A 25,335-nucleotide genomic window follows, 5' to 3' on the forward strand; every position below is an offset into this window, starting at 1 on the left:
GCCTCGTACTGGACGTACTTGGGCGATTCGGGCGTGCGTCCAGGCGGGATGCCCGGCGTCGCGCGCCCGGCAAGATCGGCCGGACAGGGCCTAGCGGGCAGGGCGGTCAGTACAGCCCGTTCAGCTCCCCGAAGCCGAGCGCCCCGTCGAGCTCCGTCAGCGTCCCGGCGCCGAGCAGCTCGACGGCGGCCCGGTGGGCGGCCGTGTACGCGGCCTGGGCGAGGCCGGTGCCGACGCTGACCCGTCGCACCCCTGCGGCGGCCAGTTCGGCGACGGTCGGCCCGCCCGCCCCGGCCATCGCGTTCACCGGCAGCGGGGAGCGCCGGCACAGCTCGGCCAGGGCGTCGAGGTCCAGCAGCCCGGGGACGAACAGCCCGTCGGCACCCGCCCCGGCGTAGGCCTCGGCGCGTGCCAGCACGTCGTCGAGGCCGCCCAGCCCGAACAGGAACACGTCGGTGCGGGCGTTCACCAGCAGCTCGGGCAGTCCGGCCGCGGCCGCCGCGGTACGGGCCGCGCGCAGCCGCTCGGCCTGCTCGGCCACCGGGAACAGCGGTCCGCCGACGGCCGTCGAGTCCTCCAGGTTGACCCCGGCCACGCCGGCGCCGACCAGCTCGGTGACGGTCGCGGCCACGTCGGCGGGCAGCGGGCCGTACCCGCCCTCCGCGTCCACGGTGACCGGCAGGTCCACCGCCGCGACGACCCGGCGGGCCGCCGCGACCGCCGCCGCCCGGTCCATCCGCTGGCCGTCGCCGTGCCCGAGCGACCAGGAGACGCCGCCGCTGGTGGTGGCGATCGCCCGGGCGCCGGCCGAGGCGATCACCGCGGCGCTGCCCGCGTCCCAGGCGTTGGGCAGGACGAGCACGCCCTCCGCGACGAGCTCGCGCAGCCGCAGTGCCCGCTCACGGGCCTCGGGGGTGGTGGACATGACGGGTCACCGGCTTTCGTACGGATCGGTGGGGACACGGGCATCCTGCGCCCCGGCGGGGGTCGCCCGCGAGTGTTTAAGCTGGGGCCGAATCTTCCGAAGGGGGCCCACGGGTGCGGACGGAACTGCACTTCTCGGCGCGGGACTTGGCACTGACCAGGTTCGCCGTCAGCCCGATGCAGGAGGTGGTGACCAGCCTGCGCGCCCTCGCCCGGTCCCCCGTCCCGGCGCTGCACCGCCGCTGGGCCGACCAGGTCCGCGGCCGGTTGGCCGCCGCCGGGCTGGACCGGGGCCGGCTGGCCGCGATGGTCCCGCCCGACGGGCACCTGCCCGACTTCCTCAACCCCGCCCCGGCCGGCTTCTCCCCCACGCTCGCCGAGGAGCTGGCCGCGATCACCGCGACCGGCCCCGAGCAGGTCCGGGCCGACCTCGACGTCCTGGCCGCCGAGGCGGGCGGTCGGCTGCCGGCCGCGCTGGCGCCGCTGCACCGCGACCCGGTGGGCCAGCTGCCCCGGCTGGCCGCCGAGATCACGGCCTACTGGGAGCTGGCGCTCGCCCCGTACTGGGCCCGGATCCGGGCCCTGCTGGCCGCGGACGTCTTCCACCGCTCCCGGCAGGCCGCCGAGCACGGCACCGCACGGATGCTGGACGACCTGCACGGGACGGTCCGCTGGGACGGCACCGCGCTGCGGCTGGAGCAGCGGCACTGCGCCGTCGCCCGGCTGACCGCCGGGTCCGGGCTGCTGCTCCTGCCCTCGGTCTTCGCCTGGCCTCGGGTGCTCACCCGGGTACTGCCGCCGGACCCGCCGCAGCTGGTCTACCCGGCGCGCGGCGCGGCCGCGCTCTGGGAGGAGCGCCCGGGCTCGGCGGCGCGCACCGACGCGCTGGCCGCCGTCCTCGGCCGGTCCCGGGCCCGGCTGCTGGCCGAGCTCGACTCCCCGGCCTCGACCACCGAGCTGGCCCGCCGGACCGGACTGTCCCCGGCCGCCGTCTCCCAGCACCTCACCGCCCTGCGCACGGCGGGCCTGACCAGCGCCCACCGAGCCGGGCACGCCGTGCTCTCCGCCCGCACCGCGGTGGGCGACTCCCTGTTCGATCCGGACGGCCGTACGTTCGACCGGGTGACGGCCGCCGGGCCCCCCGCGCCGTGACCCGCCGGTGCGAATGGCCCCGCACGGCACACCCGGACACACCCCCTCCTCATATGATCGGAGCGACATGCGCCATGCTTGGTGATGCAGAACACTGAACGGAACTTGCGCCGGACGGCCCACCCGCCGGACGGCCGAGAAGGAGGAAGCACGTGGACGACGTTCTGCGGCGCGCCGCACTCTTCGCGGCACTCGACGACGAACAGGCCGGCGAGCTGCGCGCTTCCATGACCGAGGTCACCCTCGCCCGTGGTGAGTCGCTGTTCCACGAGGGCGACCCGGGCGACCGGCTGTACGTCGTCGCCGAGGGCAAGGTCAAGCTGCACCGCGCCTCGCCGGACGGCCGCGAGAACATGCTGGCCGTGCTCGGCCCCAGCGAGATGATCGGCGAGCTGTCGCTCTTCGACCCGGGCCCGCGCACCGCCACCGCCAGCGCGCTGACCGAGGTCAAGCTGCTCGGCCTCGGCCACGGCGACCTGCAGCCCTGGCTGCACGCCCGCCCCGAGGTCTCCATCGCGCTGCTGCGGGCCATCGCCCGCCGACTGCGCCGGACCAACGACGTGATGTCCGACCTGGTCTTCTCCGACGTGCCCGGCCGCGTCGCCAAGGCCCTGCTGGACCTCTCCCGCCGCTTCGGCGTGCAGTCCGAGGAGGGCATCCACGTCGCCCACGACCTCACCCAGGAGGAGCTGGCCCAGCTGGTCGGCGCCTCCCGCGAGACGGTCAACAAGGCGCTCGCCGACTTCGCCGGCCGCGGCTGGCTGAAGCTGGAGGCGCGCGCGGTGGTCCTGCTGGACGTCGAGCGACTGTCCCGCCGCTCCCGCTGACACCCGCGGTCCGTACGCCGGAGGGCCCGTCGCGATCACCGCGACGGGCCCTCCGGCGTACGTGCGCGCGTGGGTCAGTCCTGCTCCGGGATCAGCCCGTGCTCCGCCAGGTACTCCAGCTGGGCCCGCACCGAGAGTTCGGCGGCCGGCCAGAGCGCCCGGTCCACGTCCGCGTAGACCCGGGCCACCACGTCGGCGGCGGTCCGACAGCCCGCCTCGACCGCGGTCTCCACCTGGGCGAGCCGGGTGGCCCGGTGGGCCAGGTAGTAGTCGACGGCGCCGAGCGCGTCCGCGAGCACCGGGCCGTGACCGGGCAGCACCGTCCGCACACCGTGCGCGGAGGCCATCGTGTGCAGGTGACGCAGCGAGTCCAGGTAGTCGCCGAGCCGGCCGTCGGGGTGGGCGACCATCGTGGTGCCGCGGCCGAGCACGGTGTCCCCGGTGAGGATCGCGCCGTCGTCCGGCAGGTGGAAGGTCAGCGAGTCCGAGGTGTGGCCGGGGGTGGCGACCACCCGCAGGTCGAGGCCGCCGACGTCCAGCCGCTGACCGCCCACCAGTCCCTCGGCACCCAGCCGGTGCGCCGGGTCCAGCGCGCGCACCTCGCTGCCGGTCAGCTCGGCGAACCGGGCCGCGCCCTCGGAGTGGTCGGCGTGGCCGTGGGTCAGCAGGGTGAGCGCGATCCGCTGGCCGCGTTCCTCGGCGAGCTCGACCACCCGGCGCAGGTGGCCCTCGTGCAGCGGTCCCGGGTCGATCACCACCGCGAGGTCGGAGCCGGGCTCGGCGAGCAGCCAGGTGTTGGTGCCGTCCAGCGTCATCGGGGACGGGTTGGGCGCCAGCACGCACAGCGCCCGGGGGGTGGCCTCGCCGCCGACCGCGGCGGCGGGGTCGCCGGGCAGGAATCCGCTCATGTGCCCACCTCGATGGTTCGCTCGTCGCGCCGCCTCATCGGCCGCCCTCGCCTTCGCGGCGCAGGGTCCGCGGCGGCAGGGCCCGGACGAGGGCGCGCTGGGCGACCTCGACGAACGGGACCGGGCCGTCGCAGGCCGCGGTACGGGGGATCAGTCGGCGGGCGGGCAGCTCGGGGGCCGTCCGGCGAGCCACGTCGTCGTGGGTCATCGGGGGTCGGTCCTTTCTGGTCCGGGCGGTGTCGCGTCTTCGGTGCGGTGTCGCGTCGTCGCGGGGTGGGTCTTCGGGGCGGGGTGGGTCTTCGGTGCGGTGTCGCGTCGTCGTCGCGGGGTGGGCGTCTTCGATGCGGTCAGGATTCCTCGGCGGGGAACTCCCCGTCGATGGTCAGTTCGTCGTACCCGGGCCAGCGGACGGTCATCCGGTCGCCGCGGACCTCGGCCCGGCCCAGCACCGGCTCCAGCACCCGGTCGGCGGCCGCGGCCAGCGCCTCGGCGGCGTTCCGGGCCGGCGCCAGTTCACGCAGCACCGTCACGGTCGGCGGCAGCATGCCGAACCGGCCCTCCCGGTGCCCCCGGACCGCCTCGGCGGGGGTCAGCCAGGCGACCCGGTCGGCCTCGCCGACCTCCAGCGCCGCGCGCTGACCGGCGGGCAGCGCCGCGACGAAGAACCAGGTGTCGTAGCGCCGTTCCTCGAACTCGGGGGTGATCCAGCGGGCCCACCCGCCCAGCAGGTCGCTGCGCAGCACCAGGCCGTGGTCCCGCAGGAACTCGGCGAAGGACAGCTCGTGCGCCTCCAGCGCGGCCCGCTCGGCGGACCAGTCGCGCGGCGCGGCGACGCTGTCCGCGTCCGGGCCGGCCAGCAGCACGCCGGCCTCCTCGAAGGTCTCGCGCACGGCGGCGCAGACCACCGCCCGCGCGGTCCGGACGTCCACCCCGAGCCGGTGCGCCCACTCCTCGGGCCGGGGCCCGGCCCAGCCCGGTTCGACCTCGGCGTCCCGCGGGTCCACCCCGCCGCCCGGGTAGGCGTACATCCCGGCCGCGAAGGCCATCGAGGTACGGCGGCGCAGCAGATAGGCCTCCGGCCCGTCGGCGCCGTCGCGCAGCAGCACGACCGTCGCGGCGGGCCTGGGCGTCACCGGGGTGAGCAGGCCGGAGTCGACCGCCCGGATCCGGGCGGGCCAGCCGGGCGGCATCGGGAGCGTCGTTGCTCGATGGTCCATGCCCGGATGCTAAGCGCACGAAGGCGGGGTTGGACAGGCCCAACCCCGCCTTCGCGATCACACCGGGGGCCGACCGGGCCCGGGAGCCGATCAGGCCTGGCGACCGACCGTGGCCGGACGCCGGCCACGGTCTGGCGCCGATCGCGGTCAGGCGCTCTTGACGCGCACCTGGAGCTCGACCTCGACCGGGGCGTCCAGCGGCAGCACCGCGACGCCGACCGCGCTGCGGGCGTGCACACCGGCCTCGCCCAGCACCGCGCCGAGCAGCTCGCTGGCGCCGTTGATCACGGCCGGCTGACCGGTGAAGTCGGGGGCGGAGGCGACGAAACCGACGACCTTCACGACCTGCTCGATCCGGTCCAGGTCGCCGATCACCGACTTGACGGCGGCCAGGGCGTTCAGCGCGCAGCGCTGGGCGAGTTCCTTGGCCTCCTCCGGGGAGACCTCGGCGCCGACCTTGCCGGTGTTCAGCAGTTTGCCGTCGACGACCGGCAGCTGGCCGGAGGTGAAGACGAACTCACCGGACCGCACGGCCGGCACGTACGCGGCGACCGGAGCGGCCACCGGCGGCAGGCTCAGGCCCAGCTCGGCGAGCTTGGACTCGACCCGGCTCATGCGTTCTTCTCCCGCTTGAAGTAGGCCACCAGCTGCTCCGGGTTCGGGCCGGGCACGACCTGGACCAGCTCCCAGCCGTCCTCGCCGAAGTTGTCCAGGATCTGCTTCGTGGCGTGCACGAGCAGGGGCGCCGTCATGTATTCCCACTTGGTCATGGCCAGACTCTAGACGAGCCGTCCCGGCGATCGCCGCCGCCAGCCGACCGGCGTGTGAGGTGGGCCACAAAGGGGGCATGATTCGGTCCCGGCGCCCCAGGTGCTCCGGGCATCCGGAGCGCTCCCTGGTTACCCTCGCGAGAGGGCACCCTCATGAACGGGCACCCTCGTGGAGTGGAGGGGCGCCTCGTGGGAGGGGACGCCCGCAGGGACGGAGACGGACGGAGACGCAGCGTGGCACGCACCCCCGGCCAGGCGGCCCGGCGCGACCCCGACTGGGAGGGGGTCCGGCTGCACGTGGTCAGCGGCAAGGGCGGCACCGGGAAGACCACACTGGCCGCCGCGCTGGCGCTGGCGCTGGCCGCCGAGGGCGGCCGGGTGCTGCTGATCGAGGTCGAGGGGCGGCAGGGCATCGCCGAACTGTTCGGGATCGCCGCACTCCCGTACGAGGAGCGCCGGATCGCCTCGGTCTCCCGCCCGCAGCTGGGGCTGCCGGCCGGGGAGGGCGGGCCCGGCGAGGTCCTGGCGCTGGCGATCGACACCGAGCAGGCGCTGCTCGAGTACCTGGAGATGTTCTACAAGCTGGGCCGGGCCGGCAAGGCGCTGCAGAAGGTCGGCTTCATCGACTTCGCGACCACCGTCGCCCCCGGCGTGCGGGACGTGCTGCTCACCGGCAAGGCCTGCGAGGCGGCCCGCCGCAAGGGCCCGGACGGGCACCGCCGGTACGACGCGGTGGTCATGGACGCCCCGCCGACCGGGCGGATCACCCGGTTCCTGAACGTCAACTCCGAGGTCGCCGGGCTGGCCCGGATCGGCCCGATACACACCCAGGCGCAGGCCGTGATGCGGGTGCTGCGGTCCCCGGAGACGGCCGTGCACCTGGTCACCCTGCTGGAGGAGATGCCGGTGCAGGAGACGGTCGACGGCATCGCGGAGCTGCGCGAGGCGAAGCTCCCGGTGGGCGGGGTGATGGTCAACATGGTCCGCCCGCCGGTGCTGGACGCCGCGGCGGTGGCCGCGGTGGACGGGGACCACCGCGAGGAGGTGGCGCTGGCCCTCGGCGAGGCCGGGCTGGGCGGCCGCTCGCGCAGGGCGGAGACGGTCCGGGCGGCGGTGGAGCCGCTGCTCGACCCGCTGCTGGAACAGGCCAGGGAGCACGCCGAACGGGTCGAGCTGGAGCGCGAACAACGCTCCGACCTCCAGCAGTTGAGGCTCCCGACGTACGAACTTCCGCTGCTGGGCGAGGGCGTGGACCTCGGCGGGCTGTACCGGCTGGCGGGCGAACTGAAACGGCAGGGGGCGGCGTGACTCCGACGGACAACGGTGTTCGGGGGACCGGCAGTCGGCTCGCGGTGGACGGGCTGATCGACGACCCGAAGACCAGGATCATCGTCTGCTGCGGCTCCGGCGGCGTCGGCAAGACCACCACCGCCGCGGCGATCGGCCTGCGGGCCGCCGAGCGCGGCCGCAAGGTCGTGGTGCTGACCATCGACCCGGCCCGGCGGCTGGCCCAGTCGATGGGCCTGACCGAGCTGGACAACACCCCCCGGGTGGTCAAGGGCGCCACCGGGGACGGCGAGCTCCACGCCATGATGCTCGACATGAAGCGGACCTTCGACGAGGTCGTGCTGGCCCACGCCGAGCCCGAACGGGCCAAGGCGATCATGGCGAACCCGTTCTACCAGTCCCTGTCGGCCGGCTTCGCGGGCACGCAGGAGTACATGGCGATGGAGAAGCTCGGGCAGCTGCGCGCCGCCGAGGAGTGGGACCTCATCGTCGTGGACACCCCGCCGTCCCGCTCCGCACTGGACTTCCTGGACGCCCCCAACCGGCTCGGGTCCTTCCTGGACGGCCGGGTGATCCGGATCCTGACCGCGCCGGCCAAGGTCGGCGGCCGCAGCGCGATGCGCTTCCTCAACGCCGGGATGGGCCTGCTCACCGGCACCCTGGGCAAGATCTTCGGCGCCCAGCTGCTCACCGACGTGCAGACCTTCGTCAGCGCGATGGACTCGATGTTCGGCGGCTTCCGCGAGCGCGCCGACCGCACCTACCAGCTGCTGAAGGCACCGGGCACGGCGTTCCTGGTGGTGGCGGCGCCGGAGCGGGACGCGCTGCGCGAGGCGGCGTACTTCGTGGACCGGCTCGCCGCGGACCGGATGCCGCTGGCCGGGCTGGTGCTCAACCGGGTGCACAGCACGGGCGCACCGCAGCTCACGGCGGAGCGGGCGCTGGCGGCCGCCGAGGCCCTGGAGGAGAACGGCTCGGAGCACGCCTCGCCCGAGGCGGAACTGCTCGCGGCCGGGCTGCTGCGGCTGCACGCCGAGCGGATGCAGATCATGGGGCGCGAGCGGCGCACCCGGGACCGCTTCGTCTCGGTGTACCCGGACGTGCCGATCGTGGAGGTGGCGGCGCTGCCGGGCGACGTGCACGACCTGGACGGGCTGCGGGCGATCGGGGCCCGGCTCAGCGGCACGGCGTAGTCACGGAGGGGCCGGCTCGGCGACACGGCACAGTCACGGAGGGCCCGGGCAGCGGTCCCGGGTGGCTCTCCGTACCGGACGGGGTGGGGCCCGGTCCGCAGGCGGGGTGGGGCTGTCGCGGCCGCTCGTGGGGTGCGGCCGGGCTCAGCCCGCCTGGGCGTAGTCCGTCAGTATCACGCCGGTCGCGAGGGACTCCTCGTACTCGGTGCGGGCCGTCTCCAGCAGCCTGCGCCACGAGATGACCGTCGGACGGCGGCGCAGCAGCGCCCGGCGCTCGCGCTCCGTCATCCCACCCCAGACACCGAACTCCACCCGGTTGTCCAGCGCGTCCGCGAGGCACTCCGTACGGACGGGGCAGCCACTGCACACCGCCTTCGCCCGGTTCTGTGCCGCCCCCTGGACGAACAGTTCGTCCGGATCACTCGTGCGGCAGGCGGCCTGCGCACTCCAGTCGTCAACCCAGCCCATCCCGGCGCCGTCCTCTCCCGATGATTCGAGGCTCCCCCACGGCGGCAACGACATATTCACCGTTGCCAGTTGAGGACGTTACGGAAGAAGGAGAGCTTGCAACAGCCCCTTCGGGCTCAATCTCGAATGACCCAATCGGACTATGGGTATCGGTCATCTCACTCGTTGGAGTGATCGCAGGTCGCAGCCCTTGCCACTCGCGAGGCCCCCACTCTCGCCGCAGGAGCCGTCACGGAGCGCGACCATTCACTCGAACACGGCAGGCCCCAGCTGCCTCAAAATCCGCACAAAGGACGGCAATTCGGGCAAGTCTCCCCACTCACAAGAGTGAATGATGTTGACGCACCGAAGCTGTCGCAAGCTTGTGACAAGCCTAGGCGAACACCTGCCCCGATGTGCGGGAATCGGGGACGTAGGGTTCTCCCCATGGCACCGAAGCGCCCCCAGGCATCCCCGCCCCCAGGCAACCCCGGAGCTCCGCGCCGCAAGAGCAGCGGATCACCGATCGACCACGTCAGCAACGGCGTGAAGTTCCTGGGCGTCAGCGTGCTCTCCGGAGTCCTGCTGGCAGGCCTCGCCCTGCCCGCCGTCGGCGCCATGGGCCTGACCGCCAAGGACACGGCGGAGAGCTTCCAGAACATCCCCGACGACTTCAAGACCCCGCCGCTCACCCAGGCGACGCAGATCTTCGACGCCAAGGGCGGACTGATCGCGAAGGTCTACGAGCGCGACCGCACCGTCCTCACCGCCGACCAGATGTCGCCCTTCATGCGGCACGCCCAGGTCGACATCGAGGACGCCCGCTTCTACGAGCACGGCGCCGTCGACCTCAAGGGCATCCTGCGCGCGGTCGGCAAGAACGCGGAGAGCGGCACCGCCTCCCAGGGCGCCTCCACGCTGACCCAGCAGTACGTGAAGAACGTCAACGTGGAGAAGGCCGGCGACGACCAGGCCGCCGTCCTGGAGGCCCAGCGCAAGACCCTGGGCCGCAAGATCCAGGAGCTCAAGGTCGCCATCAAGCTGGAGGAGGACCTGACCAAGGATCAGATCCTCACCAACTACCTCAACATCACCTTCTACGGCCACCAGGCCTACGGGGTCGAGGCCGCGTCCCAGCGCTACTTCAGCAAGAGCAACAAGGACCTGACCGTCGCCGAGGCCGCCACCCTGGCCGGCGTGGTCCAGAACCCGTCCCAGTACGACCCGGTGCGCTACCCGGACAACACGCTCAAGCGTCGCAACGTCGTCATCGACAAGATGCTGGAGAACAAGCACATCACCGCCGACCAGGCGAAGGAGGCGAAGGCCGCCCCGCTGGGTCTGAAGTACAAGGACCCACAGAACGGCTGCATCACCGCCCAGGCCGGCATGGGCTTCTTCTGCGACTACGTCCGCCACGTGGTCAAGCAGGACCCGGCCTTCGGCAAGAACGCCGACGACCGCAAGAAGCTGTGGGACACCGGCGGCCTGAACATCTACACCACGCTGGACCCGGACAAGCAGGCCGCCGCCCAGAACGCCGTCACCAAGAAGGTCAACGTGACCGACCAGGTGTCGGCCGCAGCGACCATGATGGAGCCCGGCACCGGCAAGATCCTCGCCATGGCCCAGACCCGCCCGTACGGCCTGGACCCGAACAAGAACCAGACCGTCGTCAACCTCAACGTCGACTCCTCGATGGGCGGCGGCAACGGCTTCCAGACCGGTTCGACCTTCAAGCCGATCCTCGCCGCGGCGGCGCTGGAGTCGGGCATGTCGAACACCCAGTCCTTCCCGTCCGAGAACAAGATCGACTACCCCCAGATGTCGACCTGCAACGGCACCTGGAAGAACACCGACAAGCCCAAGGCCACGGTGAAGAACGAGTCGACCGGCGAGGTCGGCCCGTACGAGCTCAAGCAGGCCATGGCGCTCTCCGTCAACACCTACTTCGTGGAGATGGAGCAGCAGGTCGGCCTCTGCGCGATGAAGCAGATGGCGAACAAGCTGGGCATCACCCAGTCCGCCAAGGGCGACCAGTTCCAGGAGGTGCCCTCGATGGTCCTCGGCACCCTGGAGCTCTCCCCGCTGACCATGGCGAACGTCTACGCCACCTTCGCCGCGCGCGGCAAGTACTGCACCCCGATCGCCATCAACAAGATCACCACGGTGGACGGCAAGGAACTCAAGGTCCCGCAGTCCCAGTGCAGCCAGGCCTTCTCCGAGTCGACCGCGGACTCGCTCAACACCGTCCTGCTCAATGTCACCGAGAAGGGCACCGCGGCCGCCCTCGGCCTGGACGACGGCCGCAAGATCGCCGGTAAGACCGGTACCACCGACGAGAAGAAGGCCGCCTGGTTCGACGGCTACACCCCGTCGCTGGCCACCGCGGTCTGGCTCGGCGGCCCGGCCGGCGGCGTCAAGATGAAGAACATCAACATCGGCGGCAAGCACTTCGACGAGGTGTTCGGCGCCGACGGCCCCGGCCCGATCTGGCAGCTGGCCATGAACCAGGCGCTCAAGGGCTCGCCGCTGGAGCCCATCCAGACCACCAACATCCCGGACCCGCAGCCGGCCACTCCCCCGCCGGGCACCACCCCGACGCCGGACCCCAACGCCGCCCAGCCGCCGCAGCAGCCGGGCCAGAACCCGCCGCCGCCGGCGCCGGGCGGGAACGGCAACGGGAACGGCAACGGGCCGGGTGGGGTGATAGGAGGAGGGTTCACCCTCCCGCCGGGCATGATCGGCGGGGGCGGGAACGGCAACGGGAACGGCGGCCGACACGGCTGACCGGCCCTGCACAACGGCGAAGGGGCGCCCTCCGGATCTTCCGGGGGCGCCCCTTCGGCGTGCTGCTCGGGCCTAGCTCAGGTGCGGCTCAGGCCAGCGCGGCCTTCACTGCCGCGGCCACCCGACCGCCGTCGGCCAGACCGTCCACCTTCGGCTTCACCAGCTTCATCACGGCGCCCATCCCCTGCGGGCCGCTCGCCCCGCTCTCGGCCACGGCGGCGGCGACGATCGCGGTCAGCTCCTCGTCCGAGAGCTGCTTGGGCAGGTAACCCGCCAGCAGCTCGCCCTCGGCACGCTCGCGCGCGGCCTGGTCGACCCGGCCGGCCTGGTCGAAGGCCTCGGCCGCCTCCCGGCGCTTCTTCGCCTCGCGGGTGATCACCTTCAGCACCTCGGCGTCGGACAGCTCGCGCTTCTGCTGGCCCGCCACCTCCTCGCTGGTGACGGCGGACAGCGTGAGCCGGATGGTGGACGAGCGCAGCTCGTCCCGGTCCTTGATGGCAGCCGTGAGGTCCTCGTGCAGCTGCTCCTTGAGCGTCGTCATGGCCATGAGTCTCCCACCTGCGGCGTTCCGTCGCTTGCCATTAAGCGCCTCCGGCAGGCGCTTCGGCAGGCGCCTCCGGCCGCTCCGGCCACGCGTAACCACTTACCCTGGTTACATGACGGAGCGAGACGGAGCACCGGAACCCGCCGCCGGCCTGTTCCTCACCACCCCCGGCGGCACCGGCTTCCACTTCGACCCCGGCGCCCTCTGCCTCGAACTGCTCACCACCGGCGGCCCCGGCGCCCACGCCCGGTGGGAGGCGCTGCACCACCCGTCCGACCTCACCGACTGGCTCCCGCGGTGCCGGCTGCGGCTGGCCGTCGGGACGGTACGGATCACCGCCGACCAGCTCGCCGCCGCCCGCACCCTGCGCGACGCCCTCTGGCGCCTGACCACCAACCTCGCCCACGGCGACCCCGGCGGCGCCTGCGACGCCGAGGACCACGCCGTCCTCAACCGGGCCGCCGCCCACCCGCCGCTCGTCCCGCAGATCGCGCCCGACTCCACCATGGCCTGGGAACACCCCGCCGACGGGGCCCAGCTGGTCTCCACCCTCGCCCGGGACGCCATCGCCCTGCTCACCGGCCCGTACGCGGACCGGATCCGGGAGTGCGGGGCGCACAACTGCCAACTGATCTTCGTCGACACCTCCCGACCGGGGCGGCGGCGCTGGTGCTCCATGGAGCGCTGCGGCAACCGCAACAAGATCCGGGCCCTGCGCGCCCGACGGGACACCGATCCGGCGCGGGCCACCGGGGCCGTGTCCGGACCGCCCCACCGGACGTTCACCACCTGATCCACCGTCTGAGAGCATGGGCTGATGCGACCGCTGTACTCCGTTCCCCTCGGTGTCGCCGCCGCCGGCGCCGCCTGCCTCGCCTACTCCGTCGGGTACGAGGTACGTGCCTTCCGGCTCCGCCGGGTCGAGGTCCCCGTCCTGCCCCGGGGCGCCAAGCCGCTCCGGGTCCTCCAGGTGTCCGACATCCACATGGTGAGCGGACAGGGCAAGAAGCAGCGCTGGCTGCAGAGCCTGGCCGGCCTCCGCCCCGACCTGGTCGTCAACACCGGCGACAACCTCTCCGACCCGCTCGGCGTCCCCGCCACCCTCGACGCGCTCGGGCCGCTCATGGACTTCCCCGGCGTCTACGTCTTCGGGTCCAACGACTACTACGGCCCGGCCCGCAAGAACCCGGCCCGCTACCTCCAGGCCATGCGCAGCGGCGTCCACGGCATGAACAACCCCGACGGCACCGGCAACCGCGGCATCAGCGGCGCCGTGCACAACCCCTGGGAGAAGCTCCGCGACGGCTTCGACGCGGCCGGCTGGCTCGACCTCACCAACACCCGCGGCCGACTCACCCTCAACGGCCTCGACCTCGAGTTCACCGGCCTCGACGACCCCCACATCCGCCGCGACCGCTACGCCGCGGTCACCGGCGGCCCCTCCGCCGACGCCGACCTCTCCCTCGCCGTCGTCCACGCGCCCTACCTGCGCGTCCTCGACGCCTTCACCGCCGACCGCTACCCGCTGATCCTCGCCGGCCACACCCACGGCGGCCAGCTCTGCATCCCCTTCTACGGCGCCCTGGTCACCAACTGCGACCTCGACACCCGCCGGGTCAAGGGCCTCTCCACCCACCAGGCCGGCGGCCACCGCTCCTACCTCCACGTCTCCGCCGGCTGCGGCACCAACCGCTACACCCCGATCCGCTTCGCCTGCCCCCCGGAAGCCACCCTCCTTACCCTCACCCCGGCCCCCCGCTGACCCCGACCGGACGCCCGCCCGAAACCGGATTTCGTGTCTCGGCGTGCGTCCGGTAGAGTTCTACTCGTCGCGAAGGAGACGGAGCGACAAACAGTAAGACCGGGGTGTGGCGCAGCTTGGTAGCGCGCTTCGTTCGGGACGAAGAGGCCGTGGGTTCAAATCCCGCCACCCCGACCCAGTAACACCAGCTCAGGGCCGGTGTCTCGCAAGGGACACCGGCCCTGACTGGTTTCTCAACGCTTGTGGGGACTGCTGGGGACTGCTGGGGAGTGAGTCGGGGAGTGGATCTTGGAAGGCCGCTCCGGCGCGACTTCTACTGACCCCCCTTCAGCAAGGCGTCGAGCACAGCCACAGGTGAGCGGGGGCACATCCGCCGACGGGTGGCGAGCGCCTCCTCCCAGATCCGGGTCAGGCCCTCCATGAGTTCGTCGCGCATCTCCTGCGTGACGTGGGAGTAGCGGGCCCCCACAGAGCCGTCGAGGTGGCCCATCCGCTCATCGGTCAGCACCTTCGGGGTCTTCAGCCAGGGCAGCGGGCTTCCTCGATCCGTCGACCGCCGCCACTGACAACGGATCGGTCAGACGTGGATGCGCCGCGGGGCGGCCATCCGCTGCACGACCTGGAAGGCCGCCATGACGGCAGAAGAGGCGCCGAGGCCGACCAGGAAGGCCAACGGCCAGCCGCCGCCGGAGGCCGGCTCGGCGCCGCCGCCGAGTGTCGCCGCCACGAAGGCGACACTGTGGACGCCCAACGACGCCACACTCCCGCCGGCCGTCGTCGGCCTGATCGGCAGCACCGGCCACCGTGCCCAGCACCATGTCGCTCCGGTCGCGGACGACGTCACCGATTGCGAGTTGCATTGACCCCCCTCGGGGTCAGAAGCGGGTCCGGCCGTGCCCAGTCACCCGCAACTCCTAAAGAGATCCTGTCCTCAGGTCCTCTTTAGGAGTTATCCAAGACTATGAGCTGCGCCACCCCAACTCATCAAGTCCTCTTGAGGACTCGTATGCTGGTGTCCGCTAGCCGACTAGGACGGTGATCACCATGGCGAAGGCGTACGAGCGCATCGCAGACGACCTCCGCCAGCTCATCCGGGCAGGTGAACTCAAGCCCGGCGACCGGCTGCCGGCAGAGACGAACCTCGTCGAGCGGTTCAACAAGAGCCTCCCGACCATTCGCCAGGCCTTGGCCCTCCTCCAGGCCGAAGGGCTGATCGAGAAGCAGCACGGCCGCGGCAACTTCGTCCGCAAGGCGCGCAAACTCGTGCAGCGCAGCAACGACCGGCACCAGTGGGAGAAGAACCGCGCACGCGTCTCGCTGACGGAGCGCCAGCAGACCGGCGCGACGGAGCGCGACACCGGTCTGGAGCCGAACGACCTGGTCTTCGCTGCGGAGTACCGGCAGATCACCGCAGATGCGGAGTGGGCCGCCGCCTTCGAAGTGGCAGAAGGAACGACTCTGCTGGAGCGAACCTTCCGGACGCGCTACCGCACGGAATCGGCTCCCTTCAACCTCACCCGTTCGTACCTGGTCCACGACATGATCGCGGGCAACCCCGACCTTCTGGACACCACGAAAGAACCCTGGCCGGGCGGGACGCAGAACCAGCTCCACACAGTCGACATCGAGGTCGACCGGGTCATCGAGCGTGTCACCGCCCGGCCACCGACGGCCGAGGAGACCGAGGAACTGGAGTTGCCGCCCGGCACCGCCGTCCTGGTGCTGCGGAAGACCTCCATCGACGTCGACGGGCGCGTCGTGGACATCGCTGACGTCACCCTCCCGGGCGACCGCACGGAGCTGACCTTCACCACTCGACTGGAAAGGTGGTGAGGGCCGTGCAGCGGCGCATCATCATCGTCACCGCCGTCCACCCGCCGGCCGCGTCGTTTCTGCCGGACGCCTACAAGTCGCTCTGCGAGCAGGAACTACCGGAGGGCTGGGACTGGCTCTGGCTGATCCAGGAGGACGGCAGGAGCGACCAGGTCGCGCCTTACGTCCCCGACGACATCCGGATCAGCTTCCGCCAGGGCCGACCCGGCGGTGCGGGCATGGCTCGGACCATGGCGATGGCCCGAGCCGAGGGCGAGTACGTCAAGGTGCTGGACGCTGACGACCAGCTGGCCCCCGGCGCCCTCGCGCGCGATATCGCCGCGCTCACCTCGAACCCCGAGATCGGCTGGACGACCTCGCGTGTCCTTGACCTACTCCCGGACGGCTCGTTCGTCGGCTTCGACCAGGACCCGCCCGCCGGCCCCATCGAGCGCGGTGCCGTCCTGGACCACTGGAAGGCTCACGACTACCGCGCCCAGGTCCACCCGGCGACGCTCTGCATCCGGCGCGACCTGCTGCTCGCCCTCGGCGCCTGGATGGCCCTCCCCGCCTCCGAGGACACCGGCCTTCTCCTCGCACTCAGCGCAGTGAGCCGTGGCTGGTTCTCCCCGGAGGTCGGCCTGCACTACCGAAAGTGGCCCGGCCAGGTGACCGGCCAGGCCGCGCACGTCGACTGGGCCGAGCGCGAGGCCCGGATGACGGTCATCGAAGCCAGGGCAGAGCTGCTTGCGGGTCTGGCGTGGCAGTACCCCGCCGGGGCCTGAGCATTTCGTCTCGCGGCCGGAACGGCAAGAGCCCGGACACCTCTCCAGGACCGAGAGGTGTCCGGGCTCATCCGTGGGCAGCACTTCAGGGATGGGGTGGCCTGGCCGACCTTCGGGCACGATCAGCCCGGGGCGACTGCACTTCCCCTCCCTGCTCGAACTTCGCCAGACGCGTGCGCTGGGCTGGGCACAGTCCCAGGCGTTCACTTCGGCGCCGCCGCACAGGCCGGGCGGATCCTGATCATGTGGGGCTCGGCAGGCTCCAACAGGTCACCGACGTAGAGCGCCAGCGTCCAGCTGCCCGTGCACCGCACCTGACCCACGATGAACTCCGCCGCACCTGGCCGACCGAGGCCGCACTCAAGGAAGTCCCGGTGCCGCTCGCCACATCTGTCACAGTGTCACGCCCCCGCCGAACGCTGCCCAGCGAGCTGATGCAGCGCTCCGATGTTTCAGCCTGCTTGCCACAGCGCGCACCGACAGACATGCGGCAAGTCAGCCATTGTCAGGGCCACGCATCCCGTCCAACTCCTAGAATCCTCAAGACATCAAGAGAACTGCGTGTCTTGGGGGGCGACTTGGCCGCGGCCGAGCAGATTGTGACGATCGCAGCCGTCCTCACGGGTGCGTTGACGACGCACCTCACCAACCACGCGATGGAGCGGCGTCGGAAACAACACGAGCTGCTGACTCGGTGGGACGAGAAGAAGCTCAACGCGTACGAGGGCTACATCGACAAGATCAGGTCGTGCGTCTTCCTCGCCGTCCAGCTCTACGAGCACAAGGAGGGCGTCCACGCGAGCCCCAAGGGCGAGCACGAGCTCACCACGGAGCTCGCGGATGCCGGCTGGCAGCGCGGCCGCGCCTTCGAACGCATCATGCTCCTCGGGGGCGACGAGGTCGTAGAGGCCGGGCACCGGCTCAACGCGGCAGCCCTCGAAGTCGACTGGCAGGCCGGCGGCAAGGTCCACGGCACACTCGACGAGTGGCGCACCCGTAACCGCGCCGTCTTCGGCGCCATCAACGGGTTCCACGACGCCGCCCGCCAGGACCTCGGCGTCCAGGGCAACGTCAGCGGCGAGAGCCACCCGGAACGAGACCTGCTCTTGCCACCTCCGAGAGGAAGCTCGAATCGCAACCAGAGCTGAGAGAGAGCATCCCGAGCACACGTGCAGAAGGGCGCGCACGGAATACATGCTCCTGGCACCTGACGCAGCCGTCCGGGTTCCATCCGTCACGCGGGCGGAACCCACAGGCTGCCCGAGCCTCCACGGTCTGGGCAGTGCGTGATCCAGGGCCCAATTCGGGACGATGCGGCTACGAGGTCGACGCCCACCACCCCGGCAGAGAAATGTGAGGCCGGGTCGGCTGCCGAGCAATCAGCATCCGGCCCGACCGGCTTTGCGACGCCGCATGGTTCGGCACCGGTCCCTCCCCTGTGGGGACCGGTACCGGACCATGCGGCGGCCTCGTGGGCGGTCTCCGAGCACTGGGCCTGGGGCCTGTCCGGACGACGCATTCCGATCGTGCCAGTCGGGGCGCACGCCGAGGAGGGTGCTGGCGTCTGATCGGTGCTTAGCCGCAGGTCAGGTATATAAAGTGGATTTTCCGGTCCGGACGTCCGACAGCGGGGGAAGTGAGGAGGGAGAGGCATTGGCGCCCGACGCAGGGGCACGCGCCGCCTTCGCCGAACAGCTCGCGCTGCTGTACAAGGAGGCAGGCAACCCTCCACTCAAGCGCGTGTCCGAGGGGGTCGTCCGGCTGCAGCGGGTCGACGAACGCGGGCTGCCCGTGCGGGTGTCGGCCCAGCGGATTAGTGACTGGCGACGGGCCAGGAACGTGCCTGCCCAGTTCGCCGCCCTCTCCGCCGTCCTGCACATCCTGATCCCCGAGGCCCGGCGTTCGCGGCCGGTGCCCGTGTCCGCAGGCCTGTACGACGTCGCCCGGTGGCAGTCCCTGTGGGAGCGGGCGGTGGCCGATCCGGCCGGAGACCGGACCACCGCATCCGCGGAGGCAGGGGCGGAGGCGCTAGCGGACGAACGGGCCCGTGGCGAAACGCCGGCCGTCATTACCGGCGGCGTGTGTCCGTACCGGGGGCTCGCTTCCTACCGTCGGCAGGATGCCCGATGGTTCTTCGGCCGTGAACGGAGCACGGACACCCTCGTCGCCCTGCTCCGCGCGGCCGAGCGGACGGGTGGCCTGGTCATGCTCGTGGGCGCTTCGGGGGCCGGCAAGTCCTCCCTCCTCCATGCCGGTCTCGTGCCCGCCTTGCAGAGCAATGCGCTGGGGGAGAGGAGCGGGCAGGCTGGTCGCGTCGTGCAACTCGTGCCGGGCGTCGATCCTCTCGCCGAGCTGACCCGTCGTATCCCCGAGCTCGCCGGCGTCGTCGCGGCCATGGACGGGTCGGCGCCAGAGGAACCGGCTGCCGTAGCACCTGGCACACCCGGGTTCGCGCGTGCCGTGCGAGGGGCCGTCACCGCCTGGGCCCATCGCGAGGCTGACTCCGCAACCCGTCCGGTCGTGATCGTGGACCAGTTCGAGGAGGCATTCACCCTCCACTCCGACGAAGTGCGCAGGCGCCTCTTCATTCAGGTCCTCCACGCCGCGTGCTCGCCCGCAGAGCCGGGCGAGCATGCCCCGGTGCTTGTCGTCCTTGGCATACGCGCCGACTTCTACGAGCAGTGCCTCGGCTATCCCGAACTGGCCGACGCGCTTCAACACCGCCACATGGTGCTCGGGCCGCTGACCACCACTGAGCTGCGCGAGGCGGTGACCGGTCCGGCCAAGGCCGTAGGACTGGAACTTGAGCCGGGGCTGGCGGAGCTCATCGTCCGGGAAGTGAGTGCCGATGGACCCCGCGGGGCGCACAACGCGGGGGTATTGCCGTTGCTCTCACATGCTCTGCTGGCGACCTGGCAGCGGCGGAAGGCGGGGCGGCTGACGCTGGCCGGCTACCGGGCGGCGGGCGGGATCCAGGGGGCGGTGGCCGCAACCGCCGAGCAGGCGTGGTCCGGTCTTGATCCGGCGGCGCGTACCGCCGCGAGGCTGCTCCTACTGCGTCTGGTCCGGCTGGGCGAGGACACCCAGGCCACCCGTAGGCGCGCAACGCGGCGGCAGTTGGCCGAGGAGTCGACGGACCCCGGCAAGACGGAGGAGTCGCTCGAAGCACTGGTGCGTGCGCGGCTGGTGACGCTGGACGCGGAGACGGCGGAGATCACCCATGAAGCGCTGCTGCACGCCTGGCCTCGCCTGCGCGACTGGATCAACGAAGACCGGAACGGCAACCTGCTGCGCCAGCGCCTGGAGGAGGACGGCCGGGCCTGGGAAGGCTCGCATCGGGACTCGTCGCTGCTCTACCGGGGGTCCCGCCTCGACCAGGCCTACGGCTGGGCGAAATCCGCCGGTGACACCTTCCTGACCCGCAGCGCGGTGGAGTTCCTGGCCGCCTCGGTCAGCCTGCACAAGCGTACGGTCCGGGTGCGCCGGGGTGCCGTGTCGGCTCTGGTCGTCCTCGCCATGTTGGCCGTCGGCGCGGCGGTGGTGGCGTGGCAGCAGCGCGACGACGCTGTCTTCGACCAGGTGCTCGCCGAGGCCGACCGCGTCCAGTACACCGATCCGTCGTTGTCCGCCCAACTCGACCTGGTGGCCCACCGCCTGCGGCCGAAGGACGAGAGCACGAGCAATCGGATCATCTCGATCGTGAACGCGCCGCTGGCCACGCCCCTCCTCGGCCACACCGGCGCCGTCTACCTCACCTCGTTCAGCCCGGACGGGCGGACCCTCGCCACCGCCAGCTATGACCACACCGTACGGCTGTGGAACGTGGCGGACCGAACCCACCCGGTCCCCCTGGGCAAACCCCTCACTGGTCATGCGAGTTGGGTGAGCACCGCGGTCTTCAGCCCGGACGGCCACACCCTCGCCAGTGCCTCGGACGACGGCACGATCCGATTGTGGGACGTACGGGATCCGAGTCGCCCACGTCCGATCGACGGGCCCTTGACCGGCCATGACGGCACGATCTACCTGCTCGCCTTCAGCCCGGACGGCCGCACACTGGCCTCCGCCGACGAGGATCACACCGTCCGCCTGTGGGACATGACCGACCCTGGTCGGCCGAAGACGCTCGGCACCCTGACCGGGTCCACCGCCGCCGTACGCTCCGTGGCGTTCAGCCCCGACGGGCGCACGCTGGCCGCGGGTGGCGACGACGCCACGATCCGGCTCTGGGACATGGCCGATCCCAGCCGTCCGACGCCCATCGACACCGTGCTGACCGGGCACACGGCCACCGTGCACTCCGTGGCGTTCAGCTCCGACGGCGGGACACTCGCCAGCGGCAGTGCGGACGACACCATCAGGCTGTGGAACGTGGCCGACCCACGTCACGCGGCAGCGCTCGGCGCGCCGCTCACCGGCCACACCGGCCCCGTCTGGTCGGTGGCTTTCAGCCCGGACGGAACCATGCTCGCCGCCGCCAGCGCGGACAGCACGGCGAGCCTGTGGAACGTCAGCGACCCGGCGTACCCGTCCCGGGTCGGCGAGCCGCTCGCCGGCGGCAGCGGTGAGATGTACGCGCTCGGCATCAGCCCTGATGGCCGGACGCTCGCCACCGGGAACGGTGACAGCAAGGTCCGCCTGTGGTCGATCCCGACGTTGGACATGATCGGCCGTATCGGTGCGTTCTGCCCGGACGGACGGGTGTTGGCCACGGCCGCAGGCGACGGCAGGGTCCGACTGTGGAACGTGGAGACGCCCGGCCGGCCAGTGGCGCTGGGCGAACCCTTCGCACCCGGGGGCGGCTCCCTACGGTCGCTGGCGTTCTCCCCTGACGGCAGCACCCTCGCGATGCTGACGGGAGACAACACGGCACAGTCGGTGCAGTTGTGGAACGTCACCGACCCGGCCCACCCCGTCCCCGACGGCCCGCCCGTCGCACTCCGCACGCGGTTCGCCGGCCCCGACGCGCTGGCCTTCAGCCCGGACGGGCACATGCTCGCGACCGCCTACGACGACCGAACCATCCAGCTGTGGAACGTCGCCGACCCGTCCCACCTCCTCCCCATCGGCGCCCCCCTCACCGGTCACACCGGGTACGTCAACGCCCTTGTCTTCAGCCCCGACGGCCGTACGCTGGCCAGCGGCAGCGCGGACACCACCATCCGACAGTGGAACGTGACCGACTCCCGTCACGTCACCCAACTCGGCGCGCCCCTGAGCGGCCACCTCGGCCCCGTCAACGCGCTCGCCTACAGCCCGGACGGCCATACGCTGGCCAGCGGCAGCAACGACGACACAGTCCGCCTCTGGAACACCTCCGACCCCCTCAGGGCAAGGCCACTGGGCTCCCCACTCACCGGCCACACCGAGGCGGTCGCCTCGCTGACATTCAGTCAGGACGGCCACACCCTGGCCAGCGGCGGCAACGACAACACGGTCCGCCTCTGGAACGTCGCCCACCCGACCGAGGCCACGGCCATCGGACAGTCGATCAGCCCGAACGCCAAGAGGGGCAACTTCCTGTCGTTCAGCCCCAAGAGCCACCTGCTCGGCGTATCGAGCGGTGCCGACACCCTGCGGCTGTGGAACCTGGACGTCGACGCGGCGATCGGTCATATCTGCTCGACCACTCGGGGAGTGCTGACACCGGAGAAGTGGCAGGAGTACCTGCCCCGGCTCCCGTACGACCCTCCGTGCGACTATTGACGGCGTGATATCAATCACGCGCCGGCGCCGCAGGCCTGGAGCAGGCTCCCGCCAACAGGGTGGCCTTGCTACGCTTGTATAGCCCGATCGCTTGCGCATCCCCCGTCGCCAGCGGTCGGGCTCTTGCGTCTGCTACGGGTACAGCCACCCGCCGAGTGCGGTCCCCCTTGATCAGCTCTGACCGAAACCAGTTGAGCCTCCGGGGGATTCGAACCCCTGGCCCCCTCGATGCGAACTATTGGCAGGGTGGTCGCGGGGCCTGCTGAGTGGTCAGCCGGTCCGTGGAGTGTGGGGAAGGTCGGCGCCTGTTGCGGTGGTTGCTGTACTCCGCTGCTGTGCCCTCCACCAGCCTTGCGGTAGTCCGAGGATGCGGAACGGGCGGTCCGTGGATCGGCGGGGGCGGGCCGACCACCGCGGGACGGCTGCGCCGGGAGGCGAGCCGTCCAACCGCCGTCCCCCGCCGGAACACGCGTAGGGGCCCGCCGTCCCCGGCGGGCCCCTACGCGTGTTCCGGGTCTCCAACGGCAAGCGTCAGCCCCCTCACCTCGGGGAGCACCAGCAGGCAAAGCACCGGCGGCTGCGAGACGCCCGGCACCGGCGCGTGACGTACGGCGGGACCTCACCGACGGCCTTTACAAGGGAGTTGGTGATCAGTGAGCACCGGAGAGGAGTGGACACCGGACCGCCCCCGTCTTGGGAGTGAGCCGGGAGTGGATCAAGCTGCGGTAGCCTCGCCCCACCAATCGGGCCCGCAGCCCCCGACGCCATCACGCGAGGGTTCAGAAGCTTCCGCAGCGTGCACCCGTACCGTTACCTCATTCGGGACGAAGAGGTCGTGGGTTCAAATCCCGCCACCCCGACCCAGTACAAAGAGCCTGCCGGAGAAATCCGGCAGGCCCTCTGTCGTTGTGCGTGATGACCTGAGTGACTAAGCCTCAGCGTCTTGGGAGTGCAAGTCGTCCATGCCCGTCGCGCCGGTCCGGATCACAAGACGGATCTGCTCCCGGGAGATCTCCTCCAGGGGCACGCCGCCGTCCGAGAGCAGGGACACGAAGCCGTGGCGCAGGTCACGACCAGGTTGTTCTCCTCCGACTTGTCGACGGCGGCCAGGCGGCCTCAGCCCTGGTCCACACCAGTGATCCCAGAGCGCTTCGAGGCAGTGCCCCATCGCTCACCGGGAGCGTCCCGCGCGCCGACGTCACCGGGTTCACCATGCTCAGCGACGGCGCGTCCCGCCTGGTCGACCGCTTCCATCTCGCCGACTGGGCGGAGGCCTTGAAGCTCATCCGCGACCACGGGCCGGCCGCGCTCATCCGGGAAGTCCGCACTGCCGAACTCAGCGACGCCGATGGTCAGCGCTGGCCCCGTGGGAAGGCCCACGACGACGCTGCCGTAGCCACCGTCACGCTGTAGAGCGCGAGTCCCGGACCCCCCCGGAGTCACTGCCGAATTCCGCTCTACTAGGTCAAGGGCGCGCGCCCTGCGCGCGCCGCTGCCCCTGTCCAAGCGCAGCGGGGTGGCTGGGGCGGGCGGCTCCGCGGTTTTACCCACCTCTCCGGGCAGGGACCCGCGTCGAGCAAGATCGGGGGCCACTCGGCCAAACTGCGGTCAGGTCCAAAAGCCCTGACCGAGTCGCAGCAGCTTACGGCCCCCGTATCATGCTCGACCCCAGCCCGGACAGGACACCGGCCAAAACCGCTCCACCGCCCTCGTGATTGGCGTTGAACCGTCTGGAATCGGCCAACTGCGGATGGCTGAGAGCTTCGACGCTCTTCTCAATATCTCGCAGAGTTTCGAAGTTGTGCTGGAGGCTCCTAGCCGTCCGGGACAGGCCTGATAAGCCATGCTGGTTGTGACTTGACAGGCGACGACGCTGGTCACGGTAGGTCTTCCATCTACTCAGGGACGGTGGACGACGAAGCCATTCATGCCAGTCCCTCGCAGCAACTTCCTGGGGCTTGTATTGATTGCGGCCGTTTACGACGGGAGTCCGTGCCCCGTTAGCGTCTTCTCGGCGTCGAGTTGATGCGCCGACACGCGACGTAGTTGCACTTGAGCGGCCGATGGGTGCTGGGACCAGGGCGCTGAGGGTGTGAGATCAGGCCAACCTGGATGTCTACGGAGCGTGGCGTCGAGCCAGAGTTGGCATGCAGCAGAGGACTGGAGAGTCGCCGTGAGGAAGCTAGAGAAGCCCTGAGGAAATCACGCTGCGTGACTTGTGATAACAGCAAGCATCCGAGATTGAATGCTCGATATGGCGCCCGTATAGCCTCAACTGTGGGCGCTGCTACGGTCGCTGACCAAACAGGAACGCCCACCACGCCACCGAGGCGGGAACCGAGAGTGGCATGGTGGGCACCAGTACCCCAGTGGAGGTACCGCCATGAGTCTTTCCCTTCCGCCTGCTGTCGTGTCAACTCGGACACCCGGGTTCTGGCCAGCAGCGGTGGTCATCATCGTGATCGTGTTGCGCGCTCCAGCCGACCTCCTCCCAGCAGCTCTGTCAGCTGCAGCTGGCGCGGTGGCGCTACTGCTCGGCTCTGGGACGACTTCACCGAGGTCGTGAGGATGCTGTCGGTCGGCCCGATCGACCGGCAGCGCTACGAGGTGATGCGACGTGCCATAGGCGTGCCAGAACAGACGGTGTGTCGCGGCGAGCCACGGTCCCCGGCGGGGCGAAGGGTGGGGAACCCACAGGTCAGCTGATCTGCAGGTCACGCGGGGTGTCGAACGCGCGTCCTTGTAAAGCAGGTGTTCAGACCGCAGGAGCCGACGATGATGGCCCACATGATGCTCAATGGTTCACCGGTCACGACCGCCAGAATGCTGCTCCTGAACCGCGTTGACTTCGAGCCTGGCTGCTACGTCTTCGACCTCGATCAACCGCTGTTCCTGGCCTCTGGGGATCAACTCTGGGCGGAACGGAGCTCGGTGGTCGTGCGGCGCGCGGCCACGGGGTTGGTGGAGCGACCGGCGGGCAGCATGAACGCCGAGCGATGGGCGTACAAGCTGCTGTAGTTGCGGTTCGGCTGGGCAACTTGCGGTATGCGGGCTGAGTGTCTAGCTGCGCTACAACGGGTCGCACCTCGGCGGACGGCCACGAACGCTCGCGGACCGCTTAGGTAGGCCAGCGGCAGTGTGCGCCGAGGTCAGGCGGGCGTCTAGGTTGCTTCGGGGCGAAGCGGCCGCGGGTTCAAATCCCGCCAGGCCG

At 71.1% G+C, this 25,335-nt stretch carries 23 protein-coding genes and 1 tRNA gene; 14 read left to right on the plus strand and 10 right to left on the minus strand.

Annotated elements, in window-relative coordinates; translation table 11 throughout:
• Positions 1-106 precede the first annotated feature (106 nt).
• A complete protein-coding gene (locus ABTZ03_RS35660; protein WP_350517330.1) occupies positions 107-925 on the minus strand; it encodes an isocitrate lyase/PEP mutase family protein in 819 nt (272 codons plus the stop codon).
• A gap of 113 nt (positions 926-1,038) precedes the next feature.
• On the opposite strand from ABTZ03_RS35660, the gene ABTZ03_RS35665 reads away from it, so the two are divergent.
• Positions 1,039-2,076 (plus strand): DUF5937 family protein, encoded by a 1,038-nt coding sequence (locus tag ABTZ03_RS35665; RefSeq protein ID WP_350517331.1) that lies wholly within the window; start codon positions 1,039-1,041, stop codon positions 2,074-2,076.
• Between the two features lie 152 nt (positions 2,077-2,228).
• Positions 2,229-2,903 carry a Crp/Fnr family transcriptional regulator gene (locus tag ABTZ03_RS35670; protein WP_030288117.1) on the plus strand — a complete coding sequence of 225 codons (675 nt, stop codon included), beginning with the start codon at positions 2,229-2,231 and terminating at the stop codon, positions 2,901-2,903.
• A gap of 74 nt (positions 2,904-2,977) precedes the next feature.
• Here ABTZ03_RS35670 and ABTZ03_RS35675 read toward each other — a convergent pair whose 3' ends face one another.
• From ABTZ03_RS35675 to sp36, 5 genes are all read right to left on the minus strand, one after another.
• Positions 2,978-3,811, minus strand: coding sequence for an MBL fold metallo-hydrolase (locus tag ABTZ03_RS35675; protein ID WP_350517332.1), 834 nt, complete (start codon positions 3,809-3,811; stop codon positions 2,978-2,980).
• A 34-nt stretch (positions 3,812-3,845) separates the two neighbouring features.
• Positions 3,846-4,019 carry a hypothetical protein gene (locus ABTZ03_RS35680; RefSeq protein WP_350517333.1) on the minus strand — a complete coding sequence of 58 codons (174 nt, stop codon included), beginning with the start codon at positions 4,017-4,019 and terminating at the stop codon, positions 3,846-3,848.
• Between the two features lie 139 nt (positions 4,020-4,158).
• Positions 4,159-5,028, minus strand: a complete 870-nt coding sequence (locus ABTZ03_RS35685; protein ID WP_350517334.1) for an NUDIX hydrolase — start codon at positions 5,026-5,028, stop codon at positions 4,159-4,161.
• Positions 5,029-5,175: 147 nt separating this feature from the next.
• Positions 5,176-5,643: a RidA family protein gene (locus ABTZ03_RS35690; protein ID WP_350517335.1), complete on the minus strand. Its 468-nt coding sequence runs from the start codon at positions 5,641-5,643 to the stop codon at positions 5,176-5,178.
• Positions 5,640-5,798, minus strand: coding sequence for a Sp36 family protein (sp36, locus tag ABTZ03_RS35695; protein WP_094743074.1), 159 nt, complete (start codon positions 5,796-5,798; stop codon positions 5,640-5,642). The genes ABTZ03_RS35690 and sp36 overlap by 4 nt, the downstream gene beginning before the upstream one ends.
• A 234-nt stretch (positions 5,799-6,032) precedes the next feature.
• Between sp36 and bagA the strand changes: the two genes are divergently transcribed.
• Together bagA and bagB are read left to right on the plus strand one after the other, a co-directional pair.
• On the plus strand, positions 6,033-7,106 hold the full coding sequence (gene bagA, locus ABTZ03_RS35700; protein WP_350517336.1) for an ATPase BagA: 1,074 nt from the start codon (positions 6,033-6,035) through the stop codon (positions 7,104-7,106).
• Complete coding sequence (gene bagB, locus ABTZ03_RS35705; protein WP_350517337.1) at positions 7,103-8,278, plus strand: ATPase BagB; 1,176 nt, start codon at positions 7,103-7,105, stop codon at positions 8,276-8,278. Before bagA ends, bagB begins: the two co-directional genes overlap by 4 nt.
• A 144-nt stretch (positions 8,279-8,422) precedes the next feature.
• Here bagB and ABTZ03_RS35710 read toward each other — a convergent pair whose 3' ends face one another.
• The gene (locus ABTZ03_RS35710) at positions 8,423-8,746 is read right to left on the minus strand and encodes a WhiB family transcriptional regulator (protein WP_030240986.1); all 324 of its coding nucleotides are present in this window, start codon (positions 8,744-8,746) and stop codon (positions 8,423-8,425) included.
• A gap of 426 nt (positions 8,747-9,172) precedes the next feature.
• Between ABTZ03_RS35710 and ABTZ03_RS35715 the strand changes: the two genes are divergently transcribed.
• Positions 9,173-11,515, plus strand: a complete 2,343-nt coding sequence (locus tag ABTZ03_RS35715; protein WP_350517338.1) for a transglycosylase domain-containing protein — start codon at positions 9,173-9,175, stop codon at positions 11,513-11,515.
• 88 nt (positions 11,516-11,603) lie between these two features.
• Here the strand turns inward: ABTZ03_RS35715 and ABTZ03_RS35720 are convergent, their stop codons facing one another.
• A complete protein-coding gene (locus ABTZ03_RS35720) occupies positions 11,604-12,056 on the minus strand; it encodes a GatB/YqeY domain-containing protein (protein ID WP_350517339.1) in 453 nt (150 codons plus the stop codon).
• Between the two features lie 115 nt (positions 12,057-12,171).
• Between ABTZ03_RS35720 and ABTZ03_RS35725 the strand changes: the two genes are divergently transcribed.
• The 3 genes from ABTZ03_RS35725 to ABTZ03_RS35735 all read left to right on the plus strand — a co-directional run bounded on the left by ABTZ03_RS35725 (position 12,172) and on the right by ABTZ03_RS35735 (position 13,995).
• Positions 12,172-12,852, plus strand: coding sequence for a CGNR zinc finger domain-containing protein (locus ABTZ03_RS35725; protein WP_350517340.1), 681 nt, complete (start codon positions 12,172-12,174; stop codon positions 12,850-12,852).
• Between the two features lie 24 nt (positions 12,853-12,876).
• The gene (locus ABTZ03_RS35730; protein ID WP_350517341.1) at positions 12,877-13,821 is read left to right on the plus strand and encodes a metallophosphoesterase; all 945 of its coding nucleotides are present in this window, start codon (positions 12,877-12,879) and stop codon (positions 13,819-13,821) included.
• A gap of 100 nt (positions 13,822-13,921) precedes the next feature.
• Positions 13,922-13,995: transfer RNA gene (locus ABTZ03_RS35735), tRNA-Pro, on the plus strand.
• Positions 13,996-14,134: 139 nt separating this feature from the next.
• On the opposite strand, the gene ABTZ03_RS35740 is transcribed toward ABTZ03_RS35735, so the two are convergent.
• Together ABTZ03_RS35740 and ABTZ03_RS35745 are read right to left on the minus strand one after the other, a co-directional pair.
• Positions 14,135-14,329, minus strand: a complete 195-nt coding sequence (locus ABTZ03_RS35740; RefSeq protein WP_350517342.1) for a hypothetical protein — start codon at positions 14,327-14,329, stop codon at positions 14,135-14,137.
• A 69-nt stretch (positions 14,330-14,398) separates the two neighbouring features.
• A complete protein-coding gene (locus tag ABTZ03_RS35745; RefSeq protein WP_350517343.1) occupies positions 14,399-14,572 on the minus strand; it encodes a hypothetical protein in 174 nt (57 codons plus the stop codon).
• Between the two features lie 293 nt (positions 14,573-14,865).
• On the opposite strand from ABTZ03_RS35745, the gene ABTZ03_RS35750 reads away from it, so the two are divergent.
• The 6 genes from ABTZ03_RS35750 to ABTZ03_RS35780 all read left to right on the plus strand — a co-directional run bounded on the left by ABTZ03_RS35750 (position 14,866) and on the right by ABTZ03_RS35780 (position 25,142).
• Entirely contained in the window at positions 14,866-15,654 is a 789-nt protein-coding gene (locus ABTZ03_RS35750; RefSeq protein ID WP_350517344.1) for a GntR family transcriptional regulator, read from the plus strand.
• 5 nt (positions 15,655-15,659) lie between these two features.
• Positions 15,660-16,418: a glycosyltransferase family 2 protein gene (locus tag ABTZ03_RS35755; RefSeq protein WP_350517345.1), complete on the plus strand. Its 759-nt coding sequence runs from the start codon at positions 15,660-15,662 to the stop codon at positions 16,416-16,418.
• A gap of 599 nt (positions 16,419-17,017) precedes the next feature.
• Positions 17,018-17,566, plus strand: coding sequence for a hypothetical protein (locus ABTZ03_RS35760; protein WP_350517346.1), 549 nt, complete (start codon positions 17,018-17,020; stop codon positions 17,564-17,566).
• A 505-nt stretch (positions 17,567-18,071) separates the two neighbouring features.
• Positions 18,072-22,124: an nSTAND1 domain-containing NTPase gene (locus tag ABTZ03_RS35765; protein ID WP_350517347.1), complete on the plus strand. Its 4,053-nt coding sequence runs from the start codon at positions 18,072-18,074 to the stop codon at positions 22,122-22,124.
• A 1,212-nt stretch (positions 22,125-23,336) separates the two neighbouring features.
• Positions 23,337-23,537, plus strand: coding sequence for a hypothetical protein (locus tag ABTZ03_RS35775; RefSeq protein ID WP_350517348.1), 201 nt, complete (start codon positions 23,337-23,339; stop codon positions 23,535-23,537).
• Between the two features lie 1,362 nt (positions 23,538-24,899).
• Positions 24,900-25,142, plus strand: coding sequence for a hypothetical protein (locus ABTZ03_RS35780; protein WP_350517349.1), 243 nt, complete (start codon positions 24,900-24,902; stop codon positions 25,140-25,142).
• Positions 25,143-25,335: the final 193 nt, after the last annotated feature.

This window comes from Kitasatospora sp. NPDC096077 (assembly GCF_040303245.1).
Classification (GTDB): Bacteria; Actinomycetota; Actinomycetes; order Streptomycetales; family Streptomycetaceae; genus Kitasatospora.

Excerpts from the sequence above, each read along its gene's own strand:
- ABTZ03_RS35715 (WP_350517338.1), top strand. The coding sequence starts at position 9,173 with ATGGCACCGAAGCGCCCCCAGGCATCCCCGCCCCCAGGCAACCCCGGA.
- ABTZ03_RS35690 (WP_350517335.1), bottom strand. The coding sequence starts at position 5,643 with ATGAGCCGGGTCGAGTCCAAGCTCGCCGAGCTGGGCCTGAGCCTGCCG.
- ABTZ03_RS35660 (WP_350517330.1), bottom strand. The coding sequence starts at position 925 with ATGTCCACCACCCCCGAGGCCCGTGAGCGGGCACTGCGGCTGCGCGAG.
- ABTZ03_RS35685 (WP_350517334.1), bottom strand. The coding sequence starts at position 5,028 with ATGGACCATCGAGCAACGACGCTCCCGATGCCGCCCGGCTGGCCCGCC.
- ABTZ03_RS35720 (WP_350517339.1), bottom strand. The coding sequence starts at position 12,056 with ATGACGACGCTCAAGGAGCAGCTGCACGAGGACCTCACGGCTGCCATC.
- ABTZ03_RS35675 (WP_350517332.1), bottom strand. The coding sequence starts at position 3,811 with ATGAGCGGATTCCTGCCCGGCGACCCCGCCGCCGCGGTCGGCGGCGAG.
- ABTZ03_RS35775 (WP_350517348.1), top strand. The coding sequence starts at position 23,337 with ATGCTCAGCGACGGCGCGTCCCGCCTGGTCGACCGCTTCCATCTCGCC.
- sp36 (WP_094743074.1), bottom strand. The coding sequence starts at position 5,798 with ATGACCAAGTGGGAATACATGACGGCGCCCCTGCTCGTGCACGCCACG.
- ABTZ03_RS35750 (WP_350517344.1), top strand. The coding sequence starts at position 14,866 with ATGGCGAAGGCGTACGAGCGCATCGCAGACGACCTCCGCCAGCTCATC.
- ABTZ03_RS35680 (WP_350517333.1), bottom strand. The coding sequence starts at position 4,019 with ATGACCCACGACGACGTGGCTCGCCGGACGGCCCCCGAGCTGCCCGCC.
- ABTZ03_RS35780 (WP_350517349.1), top strand. The coding sequence starts at position 24,900 with ATGATGGCCCACATGATGCTCAATGGTTCACCGGTCACGACCGCCAGA.
- ABTZ03_RS35730 (WP_350517341.1), top strand. The coding sequence starts at position 12,877 with ATGCGACCGCTGTACTCCGTTCCCCTCGGTGTCGCCGCCGCCGGCGCC.
- ABTZ03_RS35725 (WP_350517340.1), top strand. The coding sequence starts at position 12,172 with ATGACGGAGCGAGACGGAGCACCGGAACCCGCCGCCGGCCTGTTCCTC.
- ABTZ03_RS35710 (WP_030240986.1), bottom strand. The coding sequence starts at position 8,746 with ATGGGCTGGGTTGACGACTGGAGTGCGCAGGCCGCCTGCCGCACGAGT.